Below are 17,949 nucleotides of genomic sequence, written 5' to 3'. Positions count from 1 at the left end.
TTTGAAATAGTGGCCCATGATAAACAACGTCGCGCACGCGACGCGGCTAGCGTCTTCCCCGATGCCCTGCTGGCCCGGGCACGTTACGCTTGCACCAAGGAGACACCATGGATCGTGCCCATTTCAAGTTCTGGCCGAAACGCCTGCCGCATCACATCACACCGCCGACCACCTCGCTGTGGCACAACCTGGTGGTCAGCGCCCTGCGTTTTCCGGACAAGGCGGCGCTGGTGTTCTTCGGCCGCGTGTTCACATATGCCGAAGTGCTGGACAAGGCCGAGCGTCTGGCCGCGACGCTGCATGCCCTGGGCGTCAAAAAAGGCGACCGTGTGGTGCTGGACATGCAGAACTGCCCGCAGTGGGTGATTGCCCACTTTGCCATCCTGCGCGTCGATGCCGTGGTGGTGCCGGTCAACCCGATGAACCGCGCCGAGGAGCTCAAGCACTACATCATCGACCCGGATGCCAAGGTCGCCATCATCGCTGCCGACCTGGCCCCCGAGCTGGCCCGCGCCGATGCGCAATTGGCCCCCGCCGAACGCCTGCAGCACATGATTGTTTCGCATTACAGCGACGCCTTTGACCTGCAGGCCGAGGGTGCTGAAACACTCCCGCCCGCCTGGCAGGACTGGCTGGGCACGCGGCATGTGCTGCCGGCGCTGGATGGCGGGGCTGTACTGGACTGGGGCGATGCCCTGCGCGGTGATGTCGCGAAGCTGCCGGCCCACACCGCCACGCCGCAAGACCTGGCGGTGCTGCCTTACACCAGCGGCACCACCGGCCTGCCCAAGGGCTGCATGCACACGCACGCGAGCATCATGCACAACGCGGTGGCCAGCGGCCTGTGGGGCAACAGCACGTTTGAAAACGTGGTGCTGTCGGTGGTACCGATGTTTCATATCACCGGCATGGTGTCGGTCATGCACGCGGCGATTTACGGTGGCGCAACGCTGGTCGTGATGCCGCGCTGGGACCGCGAGCTTGCTGGGCGGTTGATCTCCAGGTGGCGCGTCACGCATTGGACCAACATCCCGACGATGGTGATTGACCTGCTGGCCAGCCCGAACTTCGCAAGTTTCGATTTGAGTGGCCTGGTTTACATCGGCGGCGGCGGCGCGGCGATGCCGCAGGCCGTGGCCCAGCGCTTGTGGGAACAGTACGGCCTGCGTTTTGCCGAGGGGTACGGCTTGACCGAAACCGCCGCGCCTTCACACAGCAACCCGCCGGACGCGACTAAGCAGCAGTGCCTGGGTGTGCCTTTTGTGGGTGTGGACGCGCGCGTTATCGACCCCTTGACGCTGCAGGAAATGCCGCAGGGCGAGCAGGGCGAGATCATCATGTGCGGCCCACAGAATTTTTCAGGATACTGGAAACGGCCTGAGGCTACGGCCTCGGCCTTTATCGACTTCGACGGCAAACGCTTTTTCCGTTCCGGCGACCTTGGGCGCGTCGATGAGGACGGCTATTTCTTCATCACCGACCGGCTCAAACGCATGATCAATGCGTCAGGCTTCAAGGTCTGGCCGGCCGAAGTGGAAGCCTTGATGTTCAAACACCCGGCCATTCAGGAAGCCTGCATCATTTCCACCCGCGATGCCTACCGCGGAGAAACCGTCAAGGCAGTGGTGGTGCTGCGCCCTGCCGCCAAGGGCGCCACCTCCGAGGAAGACATCATCGGCTGGTGCCGTAACAACATGGCGGCCTACAAATACCCGCGCGTCGTGCAGTTTGTCGATGCCTTGCCCAAGAGCGGGTCGGGGAAGGTGATGTGGCGGACCTTGCAGGAGGCGGAGAAGGCATAAGGCCTGGCTTCCGACACCTTCCGGGTTGTCATCCCGGAATGGATCCGGGATCCATCTTTTGCTTCCTCGTGCCTTGAGGTCTGCCTGCGCCGGTTGGCCGGGGGTTGCCCGGCGGCAACTCACTTTCTTTTGCGTCGCCAAAAGAAAGTAAGCAAAGAAAAGGCGACCCGATGGTCTGGGTCCCTCCGCTTCGCTACGGGCAACCTGCGGTGCTCGGTCAAAGCGGGGTCTCGCTCGAACTCGCCTTCGGCTCAGACAATCGCGATCCCTGATCCGCTTTGACCTGCGCTCCTCGGCCCAGCCCGACGGGAGGGGGGGGGGAGAAGACCAACATCCAAATTCAGATACCGAACTCCCATCCGGAGTGCATGAAGCGCGCAGCGCTTCATGCACGGGAATCCCAACAGACCGTCATGTGTGCACGCGAGCGCAGCGCACGCGGCCAAATGAGGTTCCCCTCCATCGCCCAGCGGGGCGAGGGAGGGGTTAGGGGTGGGAGTGGGGAGTTACCTACTACTGTCCCTGCGCGAGCCGCGACAGCAGCGTGATGCAAGTGAAGGTGACGAATTCCAGGTCGATTCATGAACAAAATCGCCATCTAGCCCATGCCCAGCAAGCGCAACCAGCTATCAAATAAATAGCGAATTGCCGGCAAGACGGCGCCCACATCAACACAGGCTACTGGCCGACTTGCCATCCCACCGAACTCGGTTAAGGTTTAGGTCCTGCAAAACAAGGCATCACGCGCAAGCATGCCCCCACCCCAACCCGCCACTTTCCCCTCGTCCGACGACAAGCCGCTGGCCGGCTGGCGGCTGCGCTGGTACACGGTTATTTTTGAAGCCGACACGCGTGCTGGCCGCTGGTTCGACCAGGCGCTGATTGCGGTCATCCTGCTGAGCATTGCCGTGGTGATGGCCGACAGCGTGCAGGCGATTCACCAGCGTTACGGCCGCATATTCATGTCGCTGGAGTGGATATTCACGCTGCTATTCACGGCCGAGTACATCGCGCGCCTGCTCTGCGTGCGCCGGCCGCTGCAGTACGCGACCAGCTTTTTCGGCATCATCGACCTGGTGGCGGTGCTGCCGACCTACCTGGCGCTGTTTTTCCCGGAGCTGCATGCGTTGATCGATGTGCGCGTGCTGCGGCTGCTGCGTGTGTTCCGGGTTTTCAAGCTGGCGGCCTATGTCACGGAATACCAGTTCCTCGGGCGCGCGATGGCGGCCAGCGGTCGCAAGATCCTGGTGTTTCTGTCGGCGGTGTTGATGGTGGTGCTCATCATGGGCACGGTGATGTATGTGGTAGAGGGCCAGACCAACGGCTTCACCAGCATCCCGATCTCGATTTACTGGGCCATCAGCACGGTGACCACCGTGGGCTTCGGTGACATCGTGCCCAAGACCGACCTCGGGCGGCTGATCGCATCCTTCATGATGCTGATGGGTTGGGGCATTCTGGCGGTACCCACGGGCATCGTCACGGCCGAGATGGCGGCGCAGCGGCGCTTCCAGTTGTCGGAGGCGCTGACTACACGCACCTGCCACGAGTGCCTGACGGAGGGCCATGCGGCCGAAGCAAACTTCTGCTTCAAATGTGGTGTGGGTTTGCCGCCTTATCAGCAGCAGTCTGGCAACCCCGAGGCTGGGCCGCCCGGAAAAACGCTCTAGTCGCCAGCCGTTAACCGACGCGGCGTGATTTCTACCGAGTCTGCCGCTGTGCTCATCCACACCGTGCCATCTTGCACCGACACCTGCAGTTGCATGCTGCGTTCGGCCAGTTTGGCCAGGGCCTGGCTTTGTGCGGCATCGATCTGCCAGACCACCAGGTTGGCCGCGCGCGTGAGTTTGCTTTCGATGGCTTTCCACCAGACCGGCGTGCTGCTGGCAAAGCTGTAGACGCTGACCCGTTCGGCTCGGCCGGCGGCGCGCATCAGGCGCTTGTCGTCGGGCTGTCCCACGTCGATCCAGTGCAGGATCTGGTCGGTGTAGTCCTTGTGCCAGAGCGCGGCCTCATCGACATCCCACAAGTCCTTGGCAAACTCAAGATGGCCTTTCTTGTCGTCGGCCGGCACGTTCAGCGCATAGGCCAGCAGCCGGATCATCATGCGTTCGTCGGCCTCGGACGGATGCCGCGCAATCGTCACATTGTGATCGCCATAAATGCCGCGGTCCATGTCGGCAAGGGCCAGTTGGGCTTTGTAAATGGTGGCTTTGAGTGCCATGGTTTTTGCGGGTCTTCCATAAATCCGTTTCTCGGGCGCATGGCGGCTTTGCGCGATGCTCGGAATCCTCATGCACCCAAGTGCATTCCGACTCCTGCGCCGTGCGCCTTGCCCTGCATCCCGACAAACGAATTTCTGAAAGCCCCGGGGGCTTGTTGCTAAGCCTGTATTGGAACAGACCAGCAGGGGCAGGGTACTCTGGCTATAGTCGGTGCCATGATCCGACTGTCTGTTCTTGACCAATCGGTGGCCGTCACCGGCCGCAGCGCCGATGCCTCCATCCGTGAAACGCTGGCCCTGGCCCAACATTGCGAGGCACTGGGTTATGAACGCTTCTGGGTCAGCGAGCATCACAGCCACCCCACCATTGTCGGCAGCGCGCCCGAGGTGTTGATGGCCGCGATTGCCGCGACCACGCAGCGCATACGCATCGGCAGCGCCGGCGTGATGCTGCCGCATTATTCGGCGCTCAAGGTGGCCGAGCAGTTCCGCGTGCTTGAAGCGCTGGCGCCGGGCCGCATCGACCTCGGCGTTGGCCGCGCGCCGGGTTCTGACGGCCGCACCGCCCAGTTGCTCAATCCACAGGCGCACAGCGCGGCCGATCACTTTCCGCTGCAGGTGCGCGAGTTGCAAGCCTGGGTCGGGGGAAACGAACTGCCTGAAGGGCATCCCGGTCGCGGCGTCACTGCCGAGCCGGGTGGTCCGACCGCGCCCACGATGTGGATGCTGGGCAGTTCCAACTACGGCGCGCAACTGGCGGCGCATTACGGGCTGCCTTACGCGTTTGCTTATTTCATCACCGACGGGCAGGGCGCCGAAGAAGCCATCGCCGTGTACCGCGACATGTATCGGCCCAGCCCCCAACACCCCGAGCCGCAGCCTGCGCTGTGTGTTTGGGCGCTGGCGGCCGACACCGAAGAAGAGGCTTGGCAGCATTTTTCAGGCCGTGAGCGCTGGAAAATAGACCGCAACCGTGGCGCTTTGGGCCCGCTGCAATCGCCGGCCGAACTGGCGCAGCGGCCCTACAGCCCCGCCGAACAGATGCAGGCCGATCAACTCAGGCGCACGGCGCTGGTGGGCAGCGGGCCGCAGGTTGCCGAAAAATTGCGTGCATTGTCGGATGCGCTGGAGGTTGAGGAACTGGTGGTGATCACCTGGGCCCACGATCCGGCCGTGCGCAGGCGTTCTTATGAATTGTTGGCGACACACTTTTGTGCGGTCCCGACCCGTGCAGCCTGACGACCCAAAAATACTTTCAACCCACATCAGGAGACACCATGACAAGAACGCTTTTCAGCAGCACCATTGCCGGCAGCCTGCCCAAACCTGCCTGGCTGTCGGAAACCCAGAAGCTCTGGCCACAATGGAAAGCCGAAGGCGCCGAACTCGCGCAGGCGAAGGCCGACGCGACCCTGCTTTGGATCAAGGCGCAGGAAGACGCCGGCCTGGACGTGATCGGCGACGGGGAGCAGTCGCGCCAGCATTTTGTGCACGGCTTTCTTGAGCAGGTCGAAGGTATCGACTTCGAGCACAAGGTCAAGATGGGCATACGCGACAACCGTTATGACGCGATGGTGCCGCAGGTGGTGGCCCGGCTCAAACTCAAGGGCCGGGTGCATGCCGCAGAAGCGCAGCTACTGCGCGCGCACACTGGCAAAAAAATAAAATTCACCTTGCCTGGCCCGATGACGATTGTGGACACCGTGGCCGACCAGTTTTATGGCGACCGCATCAAGCTCGCCATGGCCTTTGCCGAGTTGCTGAATCAGGAGGCGCTGGCGTTGCAGGCGGACGGTGTGGACATCATCCAGTTCGATGAGCCGGCTTTTAATGTCTACATGAAAGACGCCGCCGACTGGGGCGTGAAAGCGCTTGAGCGCGCCGCGCAGGGCCTGACCTGTACCACGGCCGTGCACATCTGTTACGGCTACGGCATCAAGGCCAACGACGACTGGAAGCAAACCCTGGGCGAGGAATGGCGGCAGTACGAGCAGGTGCTGCCGGCGCTGGCCAAAAGCAGCATCCAGCAGGTCAGCCTGGAGTGTTATCACTCGCATGTACCGCCGCACCTGATGGCGCTGCTGGAAGGCAAGGACGTGATGGTCGGCGTGATCGACGTGGCCAGCGACGAGATTGAAACGCCCGAGCAGATTGCCGACACCATCGGCAAAGCGCTGCAGTATGTGCCGAAGAACCGCCTGTTGCCCTGTACCAACTGCGGCCTGGCGCCCATGAACCGTGAGATTGCGCTGAAGAAACTGCAGGCCCTGGCCCGGGGTGCGGCGTTGGCGCGTGAACGCTACGGCGCCTGAGATGGTAGCGTCAAGCGCACTCGAATTCGCCGCGCCGTCCAAACTCGGCCTGTGCCCAGATCGCGTGCAGCGTTTGCTGGATGTGTTGCAGTCGGAGATTGACCGCGGACGACTGCCCGGTGCGGTGGTGCTGGTCGCTCGCCGCGGCAAGGTCGCGCTGTTCGAAAGCCTGGGCCAGCTTGATCCGGCAACCGGTACGGTGATGCCGCGCGACGCGATTTTCCGGATCTATTCGATGACCAAACCGGTGGTCTCGGTCGCCGTGATGATGCTGATGGAGCAGGGAAAGCTGCTGCTCAGCGATTCCGTGGCCAACTACTTGCCGGAGTTTGCCAACCAGAAGGTGGCCGTGGAACGTGACGGTCAGGTGACGCTGGAGGACGTGGTTCGGCCAGCCACGGTGCAGGACTTGCTGCGCCACACCGCCGGCCTGACGTATGAGTTCCTCGGTTCGGCGGCGGTGCAGCGGCAATATGCGGAAATCAATATGGGGTCGCGCGAACGCAGCAATGCAGAGTTCTCACGCACGCTGGCCGCGCTGCCGCTGATGCACCAGCCCGGCAGTGTCTGGGAATACAGCCGCGCCACCGATGTGTTGGGCCGGCTGGTTGAAGCCGTCAGCGGGCAGGCACTCGGCGACTATCTGCAACAGCATATTTTTGCCCCGCTGGGTATGTTTGAGACCGGCTTTGCGGTGGACGCAGCCGATCAGCACCGCATTGCCGAACCTTTTGCGCACGACCCTGACGGCGGCGTGCCGCTGCGTGTGCTGGATCCGCGCCGCACCGTGGCCATGCAAAGCGGCGGTGGCGGCCTGATGTCCACCGCGATGGATTACGCGCGTTTTCTGCAGTTCATGCGCAACCGTGGCGAGCTGCAGGGCGCGCGCCTGCTGGGCCCGCACACCGTGGATTTCATGACGGCCGACCATCTGGACGGTCTTCCGTCCACCGGTGACCTGCTGCCGCCTGGTCATGGTTTCGGGCTCGGGTTTGCGGTGCGCACGGCGGCCGGTGTGTCACCGGTGCCTGGCTCGGTCGGACTGTACTACTGGGGCGGCATTGCGGGAACCACATTTTTTGTCGATCCGGCCCAGGATTTGTATGCGCTGCTGATGATCCAGGCACCGATGCAGCGCGATTTCTACCGGCCACTGTTCCGCAGCCTGGTGTACGCTGCCTTGCTGGACCAGGATGTGTTCATGAGCCACGACCCCGGACACAATCATTCCCACGAACACAGCCACGCACCTGAGCCGACCGACTGGAAACACGACGGTGTGCGCGTGATCCCCGGCGGCCAGCTCGACGGCAACGTGCCGTCGACCCCCGGCATGGACCGCAAGGCCGCCATCAATTTCGCGCGTGTCGGTGCGCAAAAGCTCTGGGCTGGCACCGTCACCATCCATGCCAACGCCAAGACCGGCGCGCACCACCATGGCCATCTTGAAAGCGTGATCTACGTTGTGCGGGGCCGGGCCCGCATGCGCTGGGGCGAGAAGCTGGAGTTCACGGCTGAGGCCGGGCCGGGCGACTTTATCTACGTGCCGCCTTATGTGCCACACCAGGAAATCAACGCCAGCCCGACCGAACTGCTCGAATGTGTGCTGTGTCGCAGCGACGGTGAGGCGGTTGCCATCAACCTGGACATCGCGCCGGCCGAACAACCTGAGCAGGTGTTGTGGATTGACCCCACCCACCCCCACGGAGGTGTGTAAAGCGCCGGTCAATTTCCGGTGAAGCGACATGAAAGTGGGCAATTTCGCACGTTTTGAACGCTGTCGCTCCAACAGGACTTACAACTTGTCACGTCGTCCTACAGCCGCGTTTACGCGTTGTTGGTACAACAGAGTTTCACACAAAGGAGTACCCATCATGGATACAAACAATCAAGTTCCCGCCACGCCCGGCAGTCAGCCCGGTTTCCCGCAGCGCATGCAGCACAGCAAGGCGCTGGTCGCCATTGCAGCCGTTTTGGGGGTCACGGTGATGGCGCTCGCCGCCGCGCTGGTGGTCAACCGCTCTGACGCACAGCCTGGTGGAACCGCGGCTGTGGCGCCGACGACGCAGTCGAGCACGACCAGCAAACAGGCCAGCAACACAACTGCTCCCGCGAAACCTGCGGTTCAGCAGCGGCCTGTTGTGGTGGCTCAAGCCCCGGCACCCAAATCTGTGGTTTGTGCCGACTGCGGCACGGTGGAAGCCGTGACACCCGTTCAGCGCCAGGGCCAGGTCAATGGTGTTGCCGTTGGCAACACCACTGTGGGTCTGGGTACTGTCGCTGGCGGCGTGATCGGCGGCCTGTTGGGCAACCAGGTTGGCGGCGGCAACGGCAAGACGGCCATGACCGTGATCGGAGCCGCTGGCGGCGCCTTTGCCGGCAATAAGATCGAGGAAAACATGAAGAAGGTCACCGTCTACCAAGTGCGCGTGCGCATGAATGACGGCTCCACCCGCAATGTCGAGGTGTCGAGCGCGGTGCCGGTCGGCTCCAAAGTGATTGTTGAAGGCAACAACCTGCGCATGGCCTGAGCGCGGCCCGCCGCAAGGCGTGCATGAATCTATGAAAGAGGCGTGATGGCTTTCCATCACGCCTCTTTTTGCATTTGAAATGCCTTCGCTGCCACCCCACAGCCGGTGCAGACTGTGCGAAGATTGCTGGCAGCTCCATCCCTGACCCGGCGGCGGACCCCGCAATCCAAGAAAGAAGTGTTATGAAGGCCATCTGGAACGGCGCAGTCATTGCGCAAAGCGACGACATTGTGACCATCGAAGGTAACCATTATTTTCCTGACAGTACGCTCAATCGTGATTACGTGACTTTCAGCAACCATCACACCATGTGTGCATGGAAAGGGCAGGCGAGTTATTACTCGCTGCTGGTCAATGGCGAGATGAATACCGACGCGGCCTGGTACTACCCTAACCCCAAGTCTGAAGCTGAAGAGATCAAAGGCCGTGTGGCTTTCTGGAAAGGCGTGAAGATCGAAGCCTGATTTTTAGGGAGACCGCGATCATGTTCAAGCACATCTTGCTGCCAGTGGATGGTTCACAGACGTCGTTGATGGCTGTGGAAAAAGCCAGGGGACTTGCCCAGGCCTTCGGCAGCACGGTCACCGCGATTTACGTTATTGATCCCTATGCCTTCAGCGGTGTCGGCGCCGACTTTGCTTATGGTCAGGCGCAGTACCTGGGCGCGGCGACCAAGGAGGGCAAGGAGGCGCTGAGCGGGGCGACCCGATTGCTTGAAAGCGCGGGCATCACGGTGGCCTCGTCCATCATCGAAAGCCATGCCATTTATCGCGGCATTCTGGAAGCCGCCAACTCGGTGGGTGCCGACCTGATCGTCATGGGTTCGCATGGCCGTCGCGGCCTTGAAAAACTCGTGCTCGGCAGCGTGGCGGCGCAGGTGCTGGCGCATGCGCACCTGCCCATCCTGATCGTGCGCGACTGAGCCAGTGCGCGGTTTGCTGCCTGAATCAGGCGGTTTGGGCATGAAATCTGCCTGCAGCCTATAGCGTGCGGTCATGAATAGCTATTGAATTTATAGCGGACGCCGTGCGCTGGCGGTCATCCCGGACTTGATCTGGGGCCACTTTTCGCTTCGACGCCTTCTGCCGCCCAGACGCCTAAAGAAACCGTTCGAGCAGTCGCCGCGAAGCCCGATCCAGCGCCGCCATGTCCTTCACGCTGAAATGCACGCCATGCCCGGCGGCGATCAGCAGCGACTGGCGGCTGAGGCGCCGGATATCCTCCTCGCCCTTGAGCACAAACGTGGTGTCGCCGCGGTCGGTCTCCACCGTCCAGGTACTGGGCGTGCCGAAACTTGAAACACTGATGATGCGTGTGATCTCGGGCACAAAGTCGCGCAGGGCCAGCTCTTCTTCCAGCAGGCTGCGCAGCGCTGGCGGCATGCCATCCAGGCGCTCCAGCCAGGCCAGTTCATGGCCCTCGCTACTGACCAGCGAGATGCCTTCATCCGGGGCGGCAATCGGAAACGCCCGCACCGGGACAACACCGACATGTTGCTGGCCGCTGCTGTCAGTCAGCAGTAGCCGGCCCGAGGCGTGGCGCACCAGTTCAAAGGGAGGGTCGGCGGGAATGGAAACAGGGGCCATGGGTATTCCTTCAAACGCTGCCAGCACGCTGGGCTGTGTGCGCCACCTGCGAGGTCGCCAGCGCAATCCTTCCTTCTTCGGCGTCATGGTTGCCTTCGCTGTCAACCTGGCGCGCCTGCGCTTCGTAGAGCCGCCAATACGCGCCCTGTTGGGCCATCAACTCGTCATGCCGGCCAACCTCCACCACCTGGCCGCGCTCCATCACCACCAGGCGGTTGGCCTTGCGCAGGGTGGACAGGCGGTGTGCGATCGCAATCGTCGTGCGGCCCTGCACCAGATTGTCCAGGGCCTTCTGGATTTCCAGCTCGGTCTCGGTGTCCACCGATGATGTGGCTTCGTCAAGGATCAGGATGCGCGGGTCGATCAGCAGTGCGCGCGCGATCGAGATGCGCTGGCGTTCACCGCCCGACAGACCCTGGCCACGCTCGCCGACCAGCGAGTCGTAGCCCTGAGGCAGCCGCAAGATGAATTCGTGGGCATGGGCAGCGCGGGCCGCAGCCACTATTTCGGCGCGGCTGGCGCCGGGTTTGCCGTAGGCAATGTTCTCGGCAATCGTGCCGAAGAACAAAAACGGCTCCTGCAGCACCAGGCCGATATTGCGCCGGTAGTCAGCCACGCCAAAACGCCGGATGTCAATTCCATCCACACTGATACTGCCATCGGTCGCATCGTAAAAGCGGCAGATCAGATTGACCAGCGTGCTTTTGCCCGAGCCGCTATGGCCCACCAGGCCGATCATTTCGCCCGGCTGAATCACCAGGTCCAGCCCGCGGATCACCGCGCGGTTACCGTAGCGAAAGCCCAGGCCGCTCATCTCGATGCGGCCTTGCAGTGAGGCCATGGGCACCGGGTTGGCGGACTCGGGCACGTTCGAGACATGGTCAAGGATGTCGAAAATGCGTTTGGCGCCGGAAGCTGCTTTCTGCGTCACCGACACAATGCGGCTCATGGAGTCCAGCCTTGTATAGAAGCGGCCAATATAGGCAATAAAGGCGGTCAGCACGCCGACGGTGATCTGCTGTCTGGACACCAGCCAGATACCAAAAGCCCAGACCACCAGCAGGCCGATTTCGGTCAGCAGCGAGACCGTCGGCGTGAACAGCGACCAGACCTTGTTGAGCTTGTCGTTGACATCCAGGTTGTGCCGGTTGGCATCGCGAAAGCGCTGGGCTTCGCGTTTTTCCTGGGCAAAGGCCTTGACCACGCGGATGCCGGGGATGGTGTCGGCCAGTACATTGGTCACTTCGGACCAGACCCGGTCGATTTTCTCGAAGCCGGTGCGCAGGCGCTCGCGCACGGCATGGATCATCCAGGCGATGAAGGGCAGCGGCAACAAGGTCACCAGCGCCAGCCAGGGGTTGATGGAAAACAGAATGGCGGCCGTCATCACAATCATCAGCACATCGGTCGCGAAGTCCAGCGCGTGCAGCGACAAAAAGACGTTGATGCGGTCGGTTTCCGAGCCAATACGCGCCATCAGGTCGCCGGTGCGTTTGCCGCCAAAGTAGTCCAGCGACAGCTCCAGCAAATGGTCAAAAGTAGCGGTGCGCAGGTCGGCGCCTATGCGCTCGGACACCAGCGCCAGCAAATAGGTGCGGGCCCAGTTCAGCGCCCAGCCGACAACCGCGGCCGCCAGCAGCGCGCCCAGGATGGCCAGCACCTTACCCGACGCGATCTGCTGGCCGTTCTGGAACGGGATCAGGATGTCATCAATCAGCGGGATGGTCAGGTAAGGCGGCACCAGGGTGGCGGCGGTGGACGCCAGCGTCAGCAAAAATCCCGCCAGCAGCTGCCACTGGTAGGGGCGCGCGAATCGCCATAAGCGCAGCAGCACCCAGGTCGACGGCGGGGTGTGCAGTTCCCGGACGCAGTTGCCACATTCGTCGCTGTCCGGCGGCAGGACGGTGTCGCACAGCGGGCACAGGGCGACCTCATCGGCCAGACCCACCGCGGCCTCGGAGCCGGACAGCGCGCTTTGCTGCTCAAACAGGCGCTGCAGGCGCAAGGCCTGCACATTGGCCGCCAGGGTGAAACGCCAGCTGGCCAGCCGGGCGCCGCCCTGGTGCAACTCCAGCGTGCCGACGCCGGCATGGTCGAAATGACGCAGGGACAGGTCCGGGGGAGCGCCGGTAGGGGTTTTCCCGGGCAGCGCCCAGCTTGTCCATTGGCCGGTTTCCGGGTCCTGGGCCATCAGGCGCTGGTCGGTCAGCGCCAGCAAGCCACGCGAAAACCGAAGTTGCCGGTTCAGGTCAACCAGCACCGTACATAAAACGTTCTCATGGGCTGTGAGCTGTGCGCGCAATTCTATTTGCGCCTGGCCGGCCTCGCTGGAGACATCAACCGGATGAGAATTTTGCATTGTGAGTTTGGAAGCCGTCAAAACCAGTACCTTGGGGATTTCCAGGGCCGAAGCGGCGATTTTCGCCCAAGCCGGGGAACCTGCTGATGTCTCATTCAACACCCGTGCAGGAAAACCCGCATTTATTAACCAGAAACGCCCCTTCCGGGGCGCTTTCCAAAAAGAACGCCCGCCCGGCCGGCGCGGTTGACCCAAGCGATAAAAACATGAGCAAAAAGGACGACATCAAGCTTCTGCGCATCAATTACCTGCGTGGCCCCAACATCTGGACCTACCGGCCCGTGCTGGAAACCTGGCTGGACCTGGGAAGTCTGGAAGATTTTCCGTCCAACCTGATTCCCGGTTTCAGCGACCGGCTGGTGGCCCTTTTGCCGGCTCTGGTCGAGCACCATTGCGGCGTCGGCGAGCGCGGTGGCTTCATCCAGCGCCTGGTGGAAGGCACCTGGGCCGGCCACGTGCTCGAACACGTGGTCATCGAATTGCTGAACCTGGCCGACATGCCGACTGGCTTCGGCCAGACCCGCAGCACCTCCCACCGCGGCATCTACCGCATGGTGTTCCGGGCTCGCGACGAGCAGGTCGCCCGCAGCGCCCTGGCCGAAGGCCACCGCCTGCTGATGGCCGCCATCAACAACGGAGCCCACCATGAGCCTTATGGCGAGGCCGAACTGCAGGTCGCAGTGGCCCGCGTGCGCGCCAAGGTCGACGAGTGTTACCTCGGCCCCAGCACCGCCGCCATCGTCGCTGCCGCCACCGAGCGCCGCATCCCGCACATCCGCCTGAACGACGGCAATCTGGTGCAGCTCGGCTACGGCGCCAGCCAGCGCCGCATCTGGACCGCCGAGACCGAATTCACCAGCGCGATTGCCGAAGGCATTGCCGGCGACAAGGACCTGACCAAAAGCCTGCTGGCCTCCTGCGGCGTGCCGGTGCCCGAAGGTCAAATTGTCGACACCGTCGAGGCTGCCTGGGAAGCCGCCCAGGACATCGGGCTGCCGGTGGTCGTCAAGCCTTCGGACGGCAACCACGGCCGCGGTGTGTCGTTGGACCTGAAGACACGGGAAGAAGTCGAGGCCGCCTTCCATGTCGCCGCGCCTCAGGGCAGCGATGTGATGGTCGAGCGTTTTGTGCGCGGCCATGAGCATCGCCTGCTGGTCGTCGGCGGCCGCGTCGTCGCCGCCGCGCGCGGCGAAACGGCATCCATCCGCGGTGATGGCGTGGCCAGCGTGGCCCAACTGGTCAACACACAGCTCAACACCGACCCGCGCCGCGGCGCCACCGAAGACTTCCCGCTCGGGTTGATCGAACTCGACAAGGACGAAGCCATCCAGCTCGACCTGCAGCGTCAGGGCCTGAGCCCCGACGCCGTTCCGGCCGCTGGCCGCGAGGTGCTGATCCAGCGCAACGGCAATGTATCCATCGACTGCACCGACGAGGTCCATCCCGAGGTCGACCACATCGTCTCGCTGGCCGCGCGCGTCGTGGGCCTGGACATTGCCGGCGTTGATGTCGTGGCACAGGACATTTCAAAACCGTTGCATGGCCAGGGCGGCGCGATTGTGGAAGTCAATGCCGGCCCCGGTCTGCTGATGCACCTCAAACCAGCCGAGGGCGCGCCCCGTCCGGTCGGCCGCGCCATCTGCGACCACCTGTTTCCAGAAGCGCCGGACGGTGAGCAAAGCGGCCGTATTCCGGTGGTCGGCGTGGCCGGTTCGGCCGGCGCGCACAACATCGCGCGCCTTGTCGCCTGGCTGCTGCAGCTCTCGGGCCGGCACACCGGTCTGGCCTGCCGCGACGGCCTGTTTGTGGACGGACGCTGTCTCGACAAAACCGACGGCACCTGCTGGGAAGCCGGCCAGCGCCTGCTGATCAACCGCGCCGTACAGGCGGCGGTGTTTGAAAACAGCGCTCGCACCATCCTGCGTACCGGCCTGGCCTATGACCGCTGTCAGGTCGGCGTGGTCACCGACCTGGGTGGCTGGGACAAGCTTGCCGAGTTCGATATCTTCGACGAAGAACCGATGTTCAAGGTCATGCGATCACAGGTCGATGTGGTACTGCCCGACGGCGTGGCCGTTCTCAACGCCGCCGATCCCGCCATCGTCACCATGGCCGGCCTGTGCGACGGCGAAGTGATTTTTTATGCGCTGGACCCAACGCTGCCCGCTATTACCGCCCACCTGGACACCGGCGGCCGCGCCGTGTTCATTCGCCAGGGACAGGTGGTGCTGGCCACTGGCAGCAGCGAGGTCTTTTTGCCCGGCCTCGACAAGCTGGCCGTCTGGCAGGACCGCCACGTCCCGACCGCCGAAGACAGCCTGCTCGCCGCGATTGCTGCGGCCTGGGCGCTCGGCATACCCCTCAACCTGATCGGCGCGGGCATTGAAGCCTTTGAATCCAGCCCGGCCCAGCCCCGAAAGATCCTCCCATGAACGTTTCGCGCATCCGTGCCCTGCGCGGCCCCAACCTCTGGAGCCGCCACACGGCGCTTGAAGCCGTCGTTGGCTGCACCGATGCCGAGTGCGCCATCGACAGGCTGCCCGGCTTTGAGCCGCGCGTGCGTTCGCTGTTTCCCGCCATCGGCGCGCTGCGGCCCGGCGGTTATGTGGGCCCGGTGTCGCTGGCCCATGTGCTGGAGTCGGCCGCGCTGGCGCTGCAGGCCAACGCTGGCTGCCCCGTTACCTTCAGCCAGACTTCGGCCACGCTGGAGCCCGGCGTTTACCAGACGGTTATCGAGTACAGCGAAGAGGCGGTCGGTCGACTCGCGCTGGAGCTGGCCCAAGCGTTGGTGTTTGCCGCGCTCAATGAAACCGGTTTCGACGTGGACGCGGCGATTGCGCAACTGCGCGACCTCGACGAAGACGAACGCATAGGCCCCAGCACCGGCGCCATCGTGGACGCGGCGGTTGCCCGCGGCATTCCCTACCGGCGCCTGACGCGCGGCAGTCTGGTGCAGTTCGGCTGGGGCTCGCGCCAGCGCCGCATCCAGGCCGCCGAGCTGGACGCCACCAGCGCCGTGTCCGAATCGATTGCCCAGGACAAGGACCTGACCAAAAAACTGCTGCTGGCCGCCGGTGTACCGGTGCCCACCGGCCGCCCGGTCTCCGATGTCGACGACGCCTGGACAGCAGCCCTGCAGATCGGGCTGCCGGTGGTGCTCAAACCGCTGGACGGCAACCAGGGCAAGGGCGTGACCGTCAACATCGTGACGCGCGAGCATCTCGACATCGCCTTCCGCGCGGCGGCTGAGCACGGCGACGTGATGGTCGAAAAATTCCTGCCCGGCAATGACTTCCGCCTTCTGGTGGTCGGCAGCAAGCTGGTGGCCGCCTCGCGGCGCGAACCGCCGCAAGTGCTCGGTGACGGCCTGCACACCGTGCGCGAGCTGGTCGATATCGTCAACCAGGACCCGCGGCGCGGCGAAGGCCACGCGACCTCGCTGACCAAGATCCGGTTTGACGAGATTGCCGTGGCTCGGCTGGCGGTTCAGGACCTGACACCGGAGTCGATTCCTGCGCGTGGACGCCGCGTGATCCTGCGCAACAACGCCAACCTGAGCACCGGCGGCACCGCCACCGACGTGACCGGCGATGTGCACCCTGAGGTGGCCGCGAGCGCCGTGGCGGCCGCACAGATGATCGGCCTGGACATCTGCGGCGTGGACGTGGTCTGCGAAAGCGTGCTGCGTCCGCTGGAGGCGCAAAACGGCGGCGTGGTTGAAGTCAACGCCGCGCCCGGCCTGCGCATGCACCTGTCGCCTTCCTACGGCAAGGGCCGATCCGTAGGCGGCGCCATGATCAACGAATTGTTTGCACACGGCGATGACGGCCGCGTGCCGGTGGTGGCCGTGACCGGCACCAACGGCAAGACCACGGTGACCCGCCTGATCGCACACTTGTTGACTGCCAGCGGTTTGCGCTGCGGCATGACCAACACTGATGGCGTTTATGTCGATGGCCGGCAGACCGACAGCGGCGACTGTAGCGGACCGAAAAGCGCGCGCAATGTTTTGATGCATCCCGACGTGGATGCCGCCGTGTTTGAAGTCGCGCGCGGCGGTGTGCTGCGCGAAGGCCTCGGCTTTGACCGTTGCCAGGTGGCCGTCGTCACCAACGTCGGCAGCGGCGACCACTTGGGCCTCAACTTCATCACCACGGTCGAAGACCTGGGGGTGCTCAAACGCGTGATCGTGCAGAACGTCGCGCCCACCGGTTACGCGGTGCTCAATGCCGCCGATCCCATTGTTGCTGCCATGGCGCCGACCTGCCCCGGAAACGTGATCTTCTTCGCCGCCGACCGGCACCACCCGCTGATGGCCACTCACCGCGCGCAGGGCAAACGCACCGTGTATGTGGACGGCAATACCATCGTCGCCGCCGAAGGCGCCTGGCGTGAACGCGTCTTGCTGCAACACATCCCGCTGACCCGCAGTGGCAGTATCGGCTTCCAGGTCGAAAACGTGATGGCCGCGCTGGCAGCGGCCTGGGCGGTCGGCCTCAAGTGGGAAACGCTCAAAAGCGGTCTGGCCAGCTTCGTCAGCGATGCGCACAATGCACCCGGCCGCTTCAACGTGATGGACTACAAGGGTGCCACGGTGATTGCCGATTACGGCCACAACCCCGATGCCATGCGCGCGCTGGTGGCGGCTGTGGACACCATGCCGGCGAGCAAGGGTCAGCGCCGCAGCGTCGTGATTTCGGGTGCCGGCGACCGCCGCGACAGCGACATTCGCGACCAGACCATCATCCTGGGCAAAGCCTTCGACGACGTGCTGCTGTATCAGGACGCGGCCCAGCGCGGCCGTGCCGACGGCGAGGTCATGGCCCTGCTGCGCGAAGGCCTGGCCGGCGCATCCCGCACCACCCGCATCGACGAAATCCGCGGCGAATTCGTCGCCATCGACACCGCGCTCGAACGCTTGCAACCCGGCGACCTGTGCCTGGTGCTGGTCGATCAGGTGCAGGAGGCGCTGGCGCACCTGGCCGAGCGGGTCAAGGGTGCGCGTGATGCGCAGCATCTTGCGACAGCCTGAACCGCAGCCTTCAGTGGTGCTGGCAAGGTAGCCCCAGCGCGTTCCGCCGATCCATCAAGAAAATCGGCCTCCAGCCCATATGCGTCATGGGCCAGAAGCTATC

Annotated in this window: 13 protein-coding genes and 1 pseudogene; 11 read left to right on the top strand and 3 right to left on the bottom strand. The window is 63.6% G+C overall.

What is annotated here, in order from left to right; all coding sequences use genetic code 11:
* The first annotated feature begins 107 nt into the window (after positions 1–107).
* Both IEX16_RS08430 and IEX16_RS08425 read left to right on the top strand, forming a co-directional pair.
* Positions 108–1,802, top strand: coding sequence for a long-chain fatty acid--CoA ligase (locus IEX16_RS08430; RefSeq protein WP_188707912.1), 1,695 nt, complete (start codon positions 108–110; stop codon positions 1,800–1,802).
* A 752-nt stretch (positions 1,803–2,554) separates the two neighbouring features.
* Positions 2,555–3,472 carry an ion transporter gene (locus IEX16_RS08425; protein WP_188707911.1) on the top strand — a complete coding sequence of 306 codons (918 nt, stop codon included), beginning with the start codon at positions 2,555–2,557 and terminating at the stop codon, positions 3,470–3,472.
* Here the strand turns inward: IEX16_RS08425 and IEX16_RS08420 are convergent.
* Positions 3,469–4,026, bottom strand: coding sequence for a YaeQ family protein (locus IEX16_RS08420; RefSeq protein ID WP_188707910.1), 558 nt, complete (start codon positions 4,024–4,026; stop codon positions 3,469–3,471). The two genes, IEX16_RS08425 and IEX16_RS08420, sit on opposite strands and share 4 nt — an antisense overlap.
* 219 nt (positions 4,027–4,245) lie before the next feature.
* Here IEX16_RS08420 and IEX16_RS08415 point away from each other — a divergent pair, with 219 nt between their 5' ends.
* From IEX16_RS08415 to IEX16_RS08385, 7 genes and pseudogenes are all read left to right on the top strand, one after another.
* Entirely contained in the window at positions 4,246–5,265 is a 1,020-nt protein-coding gene (locus tag IEX16_RS08415; protein WP_188708185.1) for an LLM class flavin-dependent oxidoreductase, read from the top strand.
* Between the two features lie 38 nt (positions 5,266–5,303).
* Positions 5,304–6,338 (top strand): methionine synthase, encoded by a 1,035-nt coding sequence (locus tag IEX16_RS08410; protein WP_188707909.1) that lies wholly within the window; start codon positions 5,304–5,306, stop codon positions 6,336–6,338.
* Between the two features lies 1 nt (position 6,339).
* A pseudogene (locus IEX16_RS08405) lies at positions 6,340–7,452 on the top strand (serine hydrolase domain-containing protein); the annotation flags it as partial.
* 87 nt (positions 7,453–7,539) lie between these two features.
* The gene (locus IEX16_RS08400; RefSeq protein ID WP_188708183.1) at positions 7,540–8,055 is read left to right on the top strand and encodes a cupin domain-containing protein; all 516 of its coding nucleotides are present in this window, start codon (positions 7,540–7,542) and stop codon (positions 8,053–8,055) included.
* 157 nt (positions 8,056–8,212) lie between these two features.
* A complete protein-coding gene (locus IEX16_RS08395) occupies positions 8,213–8,869 on the top strand; it encodes an outer membrane lipoprotein (RefSeq protein WP_188707908.1) in 657 nt (218 codons plus the stop codon).
* 182 nt (positions 8,870–9,051) lie between these two features.
* Positions 9,052–9,333 (top strand): DUF427 domain-containing protein, encoded by a 282-nt coding sequence (locus IEX16_RS08390; protein WP_188707907.1) that lies wholly within the window; start codon positions 9,052–9,054, stop codon positions 9,331–9,333.
* Between the two features lie 20 nt (positions 9,334–9,353).
* Complete coding sequence (locus IEX16_RS08385; RefSeq protein WP_188707906.1) at positions 9,354–9,791, top strand: universal stress protein; 438 nt, start codon at positions 9,354–9,356, stop codon at positions 9,789–9,791.
* Positions 9,792–9,966: 175 nt separating this feature from the next.
* On the opposite strand, the gene IEX16_RS08380 is transcribed toward IEX16_RS08385, so the two are convergent.
* Together IEX16_RS08380 and IEX16_RS08375 are read right to left on the bottom strand one after the other, a co-directional pair.
* Positions 9,967–10,455, bottom strand: a complete 489-nt coding sequence (locus IEX16_RS08380; protein WP_188707905.1) for a cyanophycin metabolism-associated DUF1854 family protein — start codon at positions 10,453–10,455, stop codon at positions 9,967–9,969.
* Positions 10,456–10,465: 10 nt separating this feature from the next.
* Positions 10,466–12,814 carry a cyanophycin metabolism-associated ABC transporter gene (locus IEX16_RS08375; protein WP_188707904.1) on the bottom strand — a complete coding sequence of 783 codons (2,349 nt, stop codon included), beginning with the start codon at positions 12,812–12,814 and terminating at the stop codon, positions 10,466–10,468.
* A 206-nt stretch (positions 12,815–13,020) separates the two neighbouring features.
* On the opposite strand from IEX16_RS08375, the gene IEX16_RS08370 reads away from it, so the two are divergent.
* Both IEX16_RS08370 and cphA read left to right on the top strand, forming a co-directional pair.
* Positions 13,021–15,246, top strand: a complete 2,226-nt coding sequence (locus IEX16_RS08370) for a cyanophycin synthetase (protein WP_188707903.1) — start codon at positions 13,021–13,023, stop codon at positions 15,244–15,246.
* Entirely contained in the window at positions 15,243–17,846 is a 2,604-nt protein-coding gene (gene cphA / locus IEX16_RS08365; protein WP_188707902.1) for a cyanophycin synthetase, read from the top strand. The genes IEX16_RS08370 and cphA overlap by 4 nt, the downstream gene beginning before the upstream one ends.
* Positions 17,847–17,949 lie beyond the last annotated feature (103 nt).

It is taken from the genome of Polaromonas eurypsychrophila (assembly GCF_014641715.1).
GTDB lineage: Bacteria > Pseudomonadota > Gammaproteobacteria > Burkholderiales > Burkholderiaceae_C > Polaromonas > Polaromonas eurypsychrophila.
The sequence above is the reverse complement of the archived record's forward strand: the minus strand, read 5'-3'. Positions and strand labels throughout refer to the sequence as shown.

Excerpts from the sequence above, each read along its gene's own strand:
- IEX16_RS08430 (WP_188707912.1), top strand. The coding sequence starts at position 108 with ATGGATCGTGCCCATTTCAAGTTCTGGCCGAAACGCCTGCCGCATCAC.
- IEX16_RS08425 (WP_188707911.1), top strand. The coding sequence starts at position 2,555 with ATGCCCCCACCCCAACCCGCCACTTTCCCCTCGTCCGACGACAAGCCG.
- IEX16_RS08420 (WP_188707910.1), bottom strand. The coding sequence starts at position 4,026 with ATGGCACTCAAAGCCACCATTTACAAAGCCCAACTGGCCCTTGCCGAC.
- IEX16_RS08410 (WP_188707909.1), top strand. The coding sequence starts at position 5,304 with ATGACAAGAACGCTTTTCAGCAGCACCATTGCCGGCAGCCTGCCCAAA.
- IEX16_RS08400 (WP_188708183.1), top strand. The coding sequence starts at position 7,540 with ATGAGCCACGACCCCGGACACAATCATTCCCACGAACACAGCCACGCA.
- IEX16_RS08395 (WP_188707908.1), top strand. The coding sequence starts at position 8,213 with ATGGATACAAACAATCAAGTTCCCGCCACGCCCGGCAGTCAGCCCGGT.
- IEX16_RS08390 (WP_188707907.1), top strand. The coding sequence starts at position 9,052 with ATGAAGGCCATCTGGAACGGCGCAGTCATTGCGCAAAGCGACGACATT.
- IEX16_RS08385 (WP_188707906.1), top strand. The coding sequence starts at position 9,354 with ATGTTCAAGCACATCTTGCTGCCAGTGGATGGTTCACAGACGTCGTTG.
- IEX16_RS08380 (WP_188707905.1), bottom strand. The coding sequence starts at position 10,455 with ATGGCCCCTGTTTCCATTCCCGCCGACCCTCCCTTTGAACTGGTGCGC.
- IEX16_RS08375 (WP_188707904.1), bottom strand. The coding sequence starts at position 12,814 with ATGCAAAATTCTCATCCGGTTGATGTCTCCAGCGAGGCCGGCCAGGCG.
- IEX16_RS08370 (WP_188707903.1), top strand. The coding sequence starts at position 13,021 with ATGAGCAAAAAGGACGACATCAAGCTTCTGCGCATCAATTACCTGCGT.
- cphA (WP_188707902.1), top strand. The coding sequence starts at position 15,243 with ATGAACGTTTCGCGCATCCGTGCCCTGCGCGGCCCCAACCTCTGGAGC.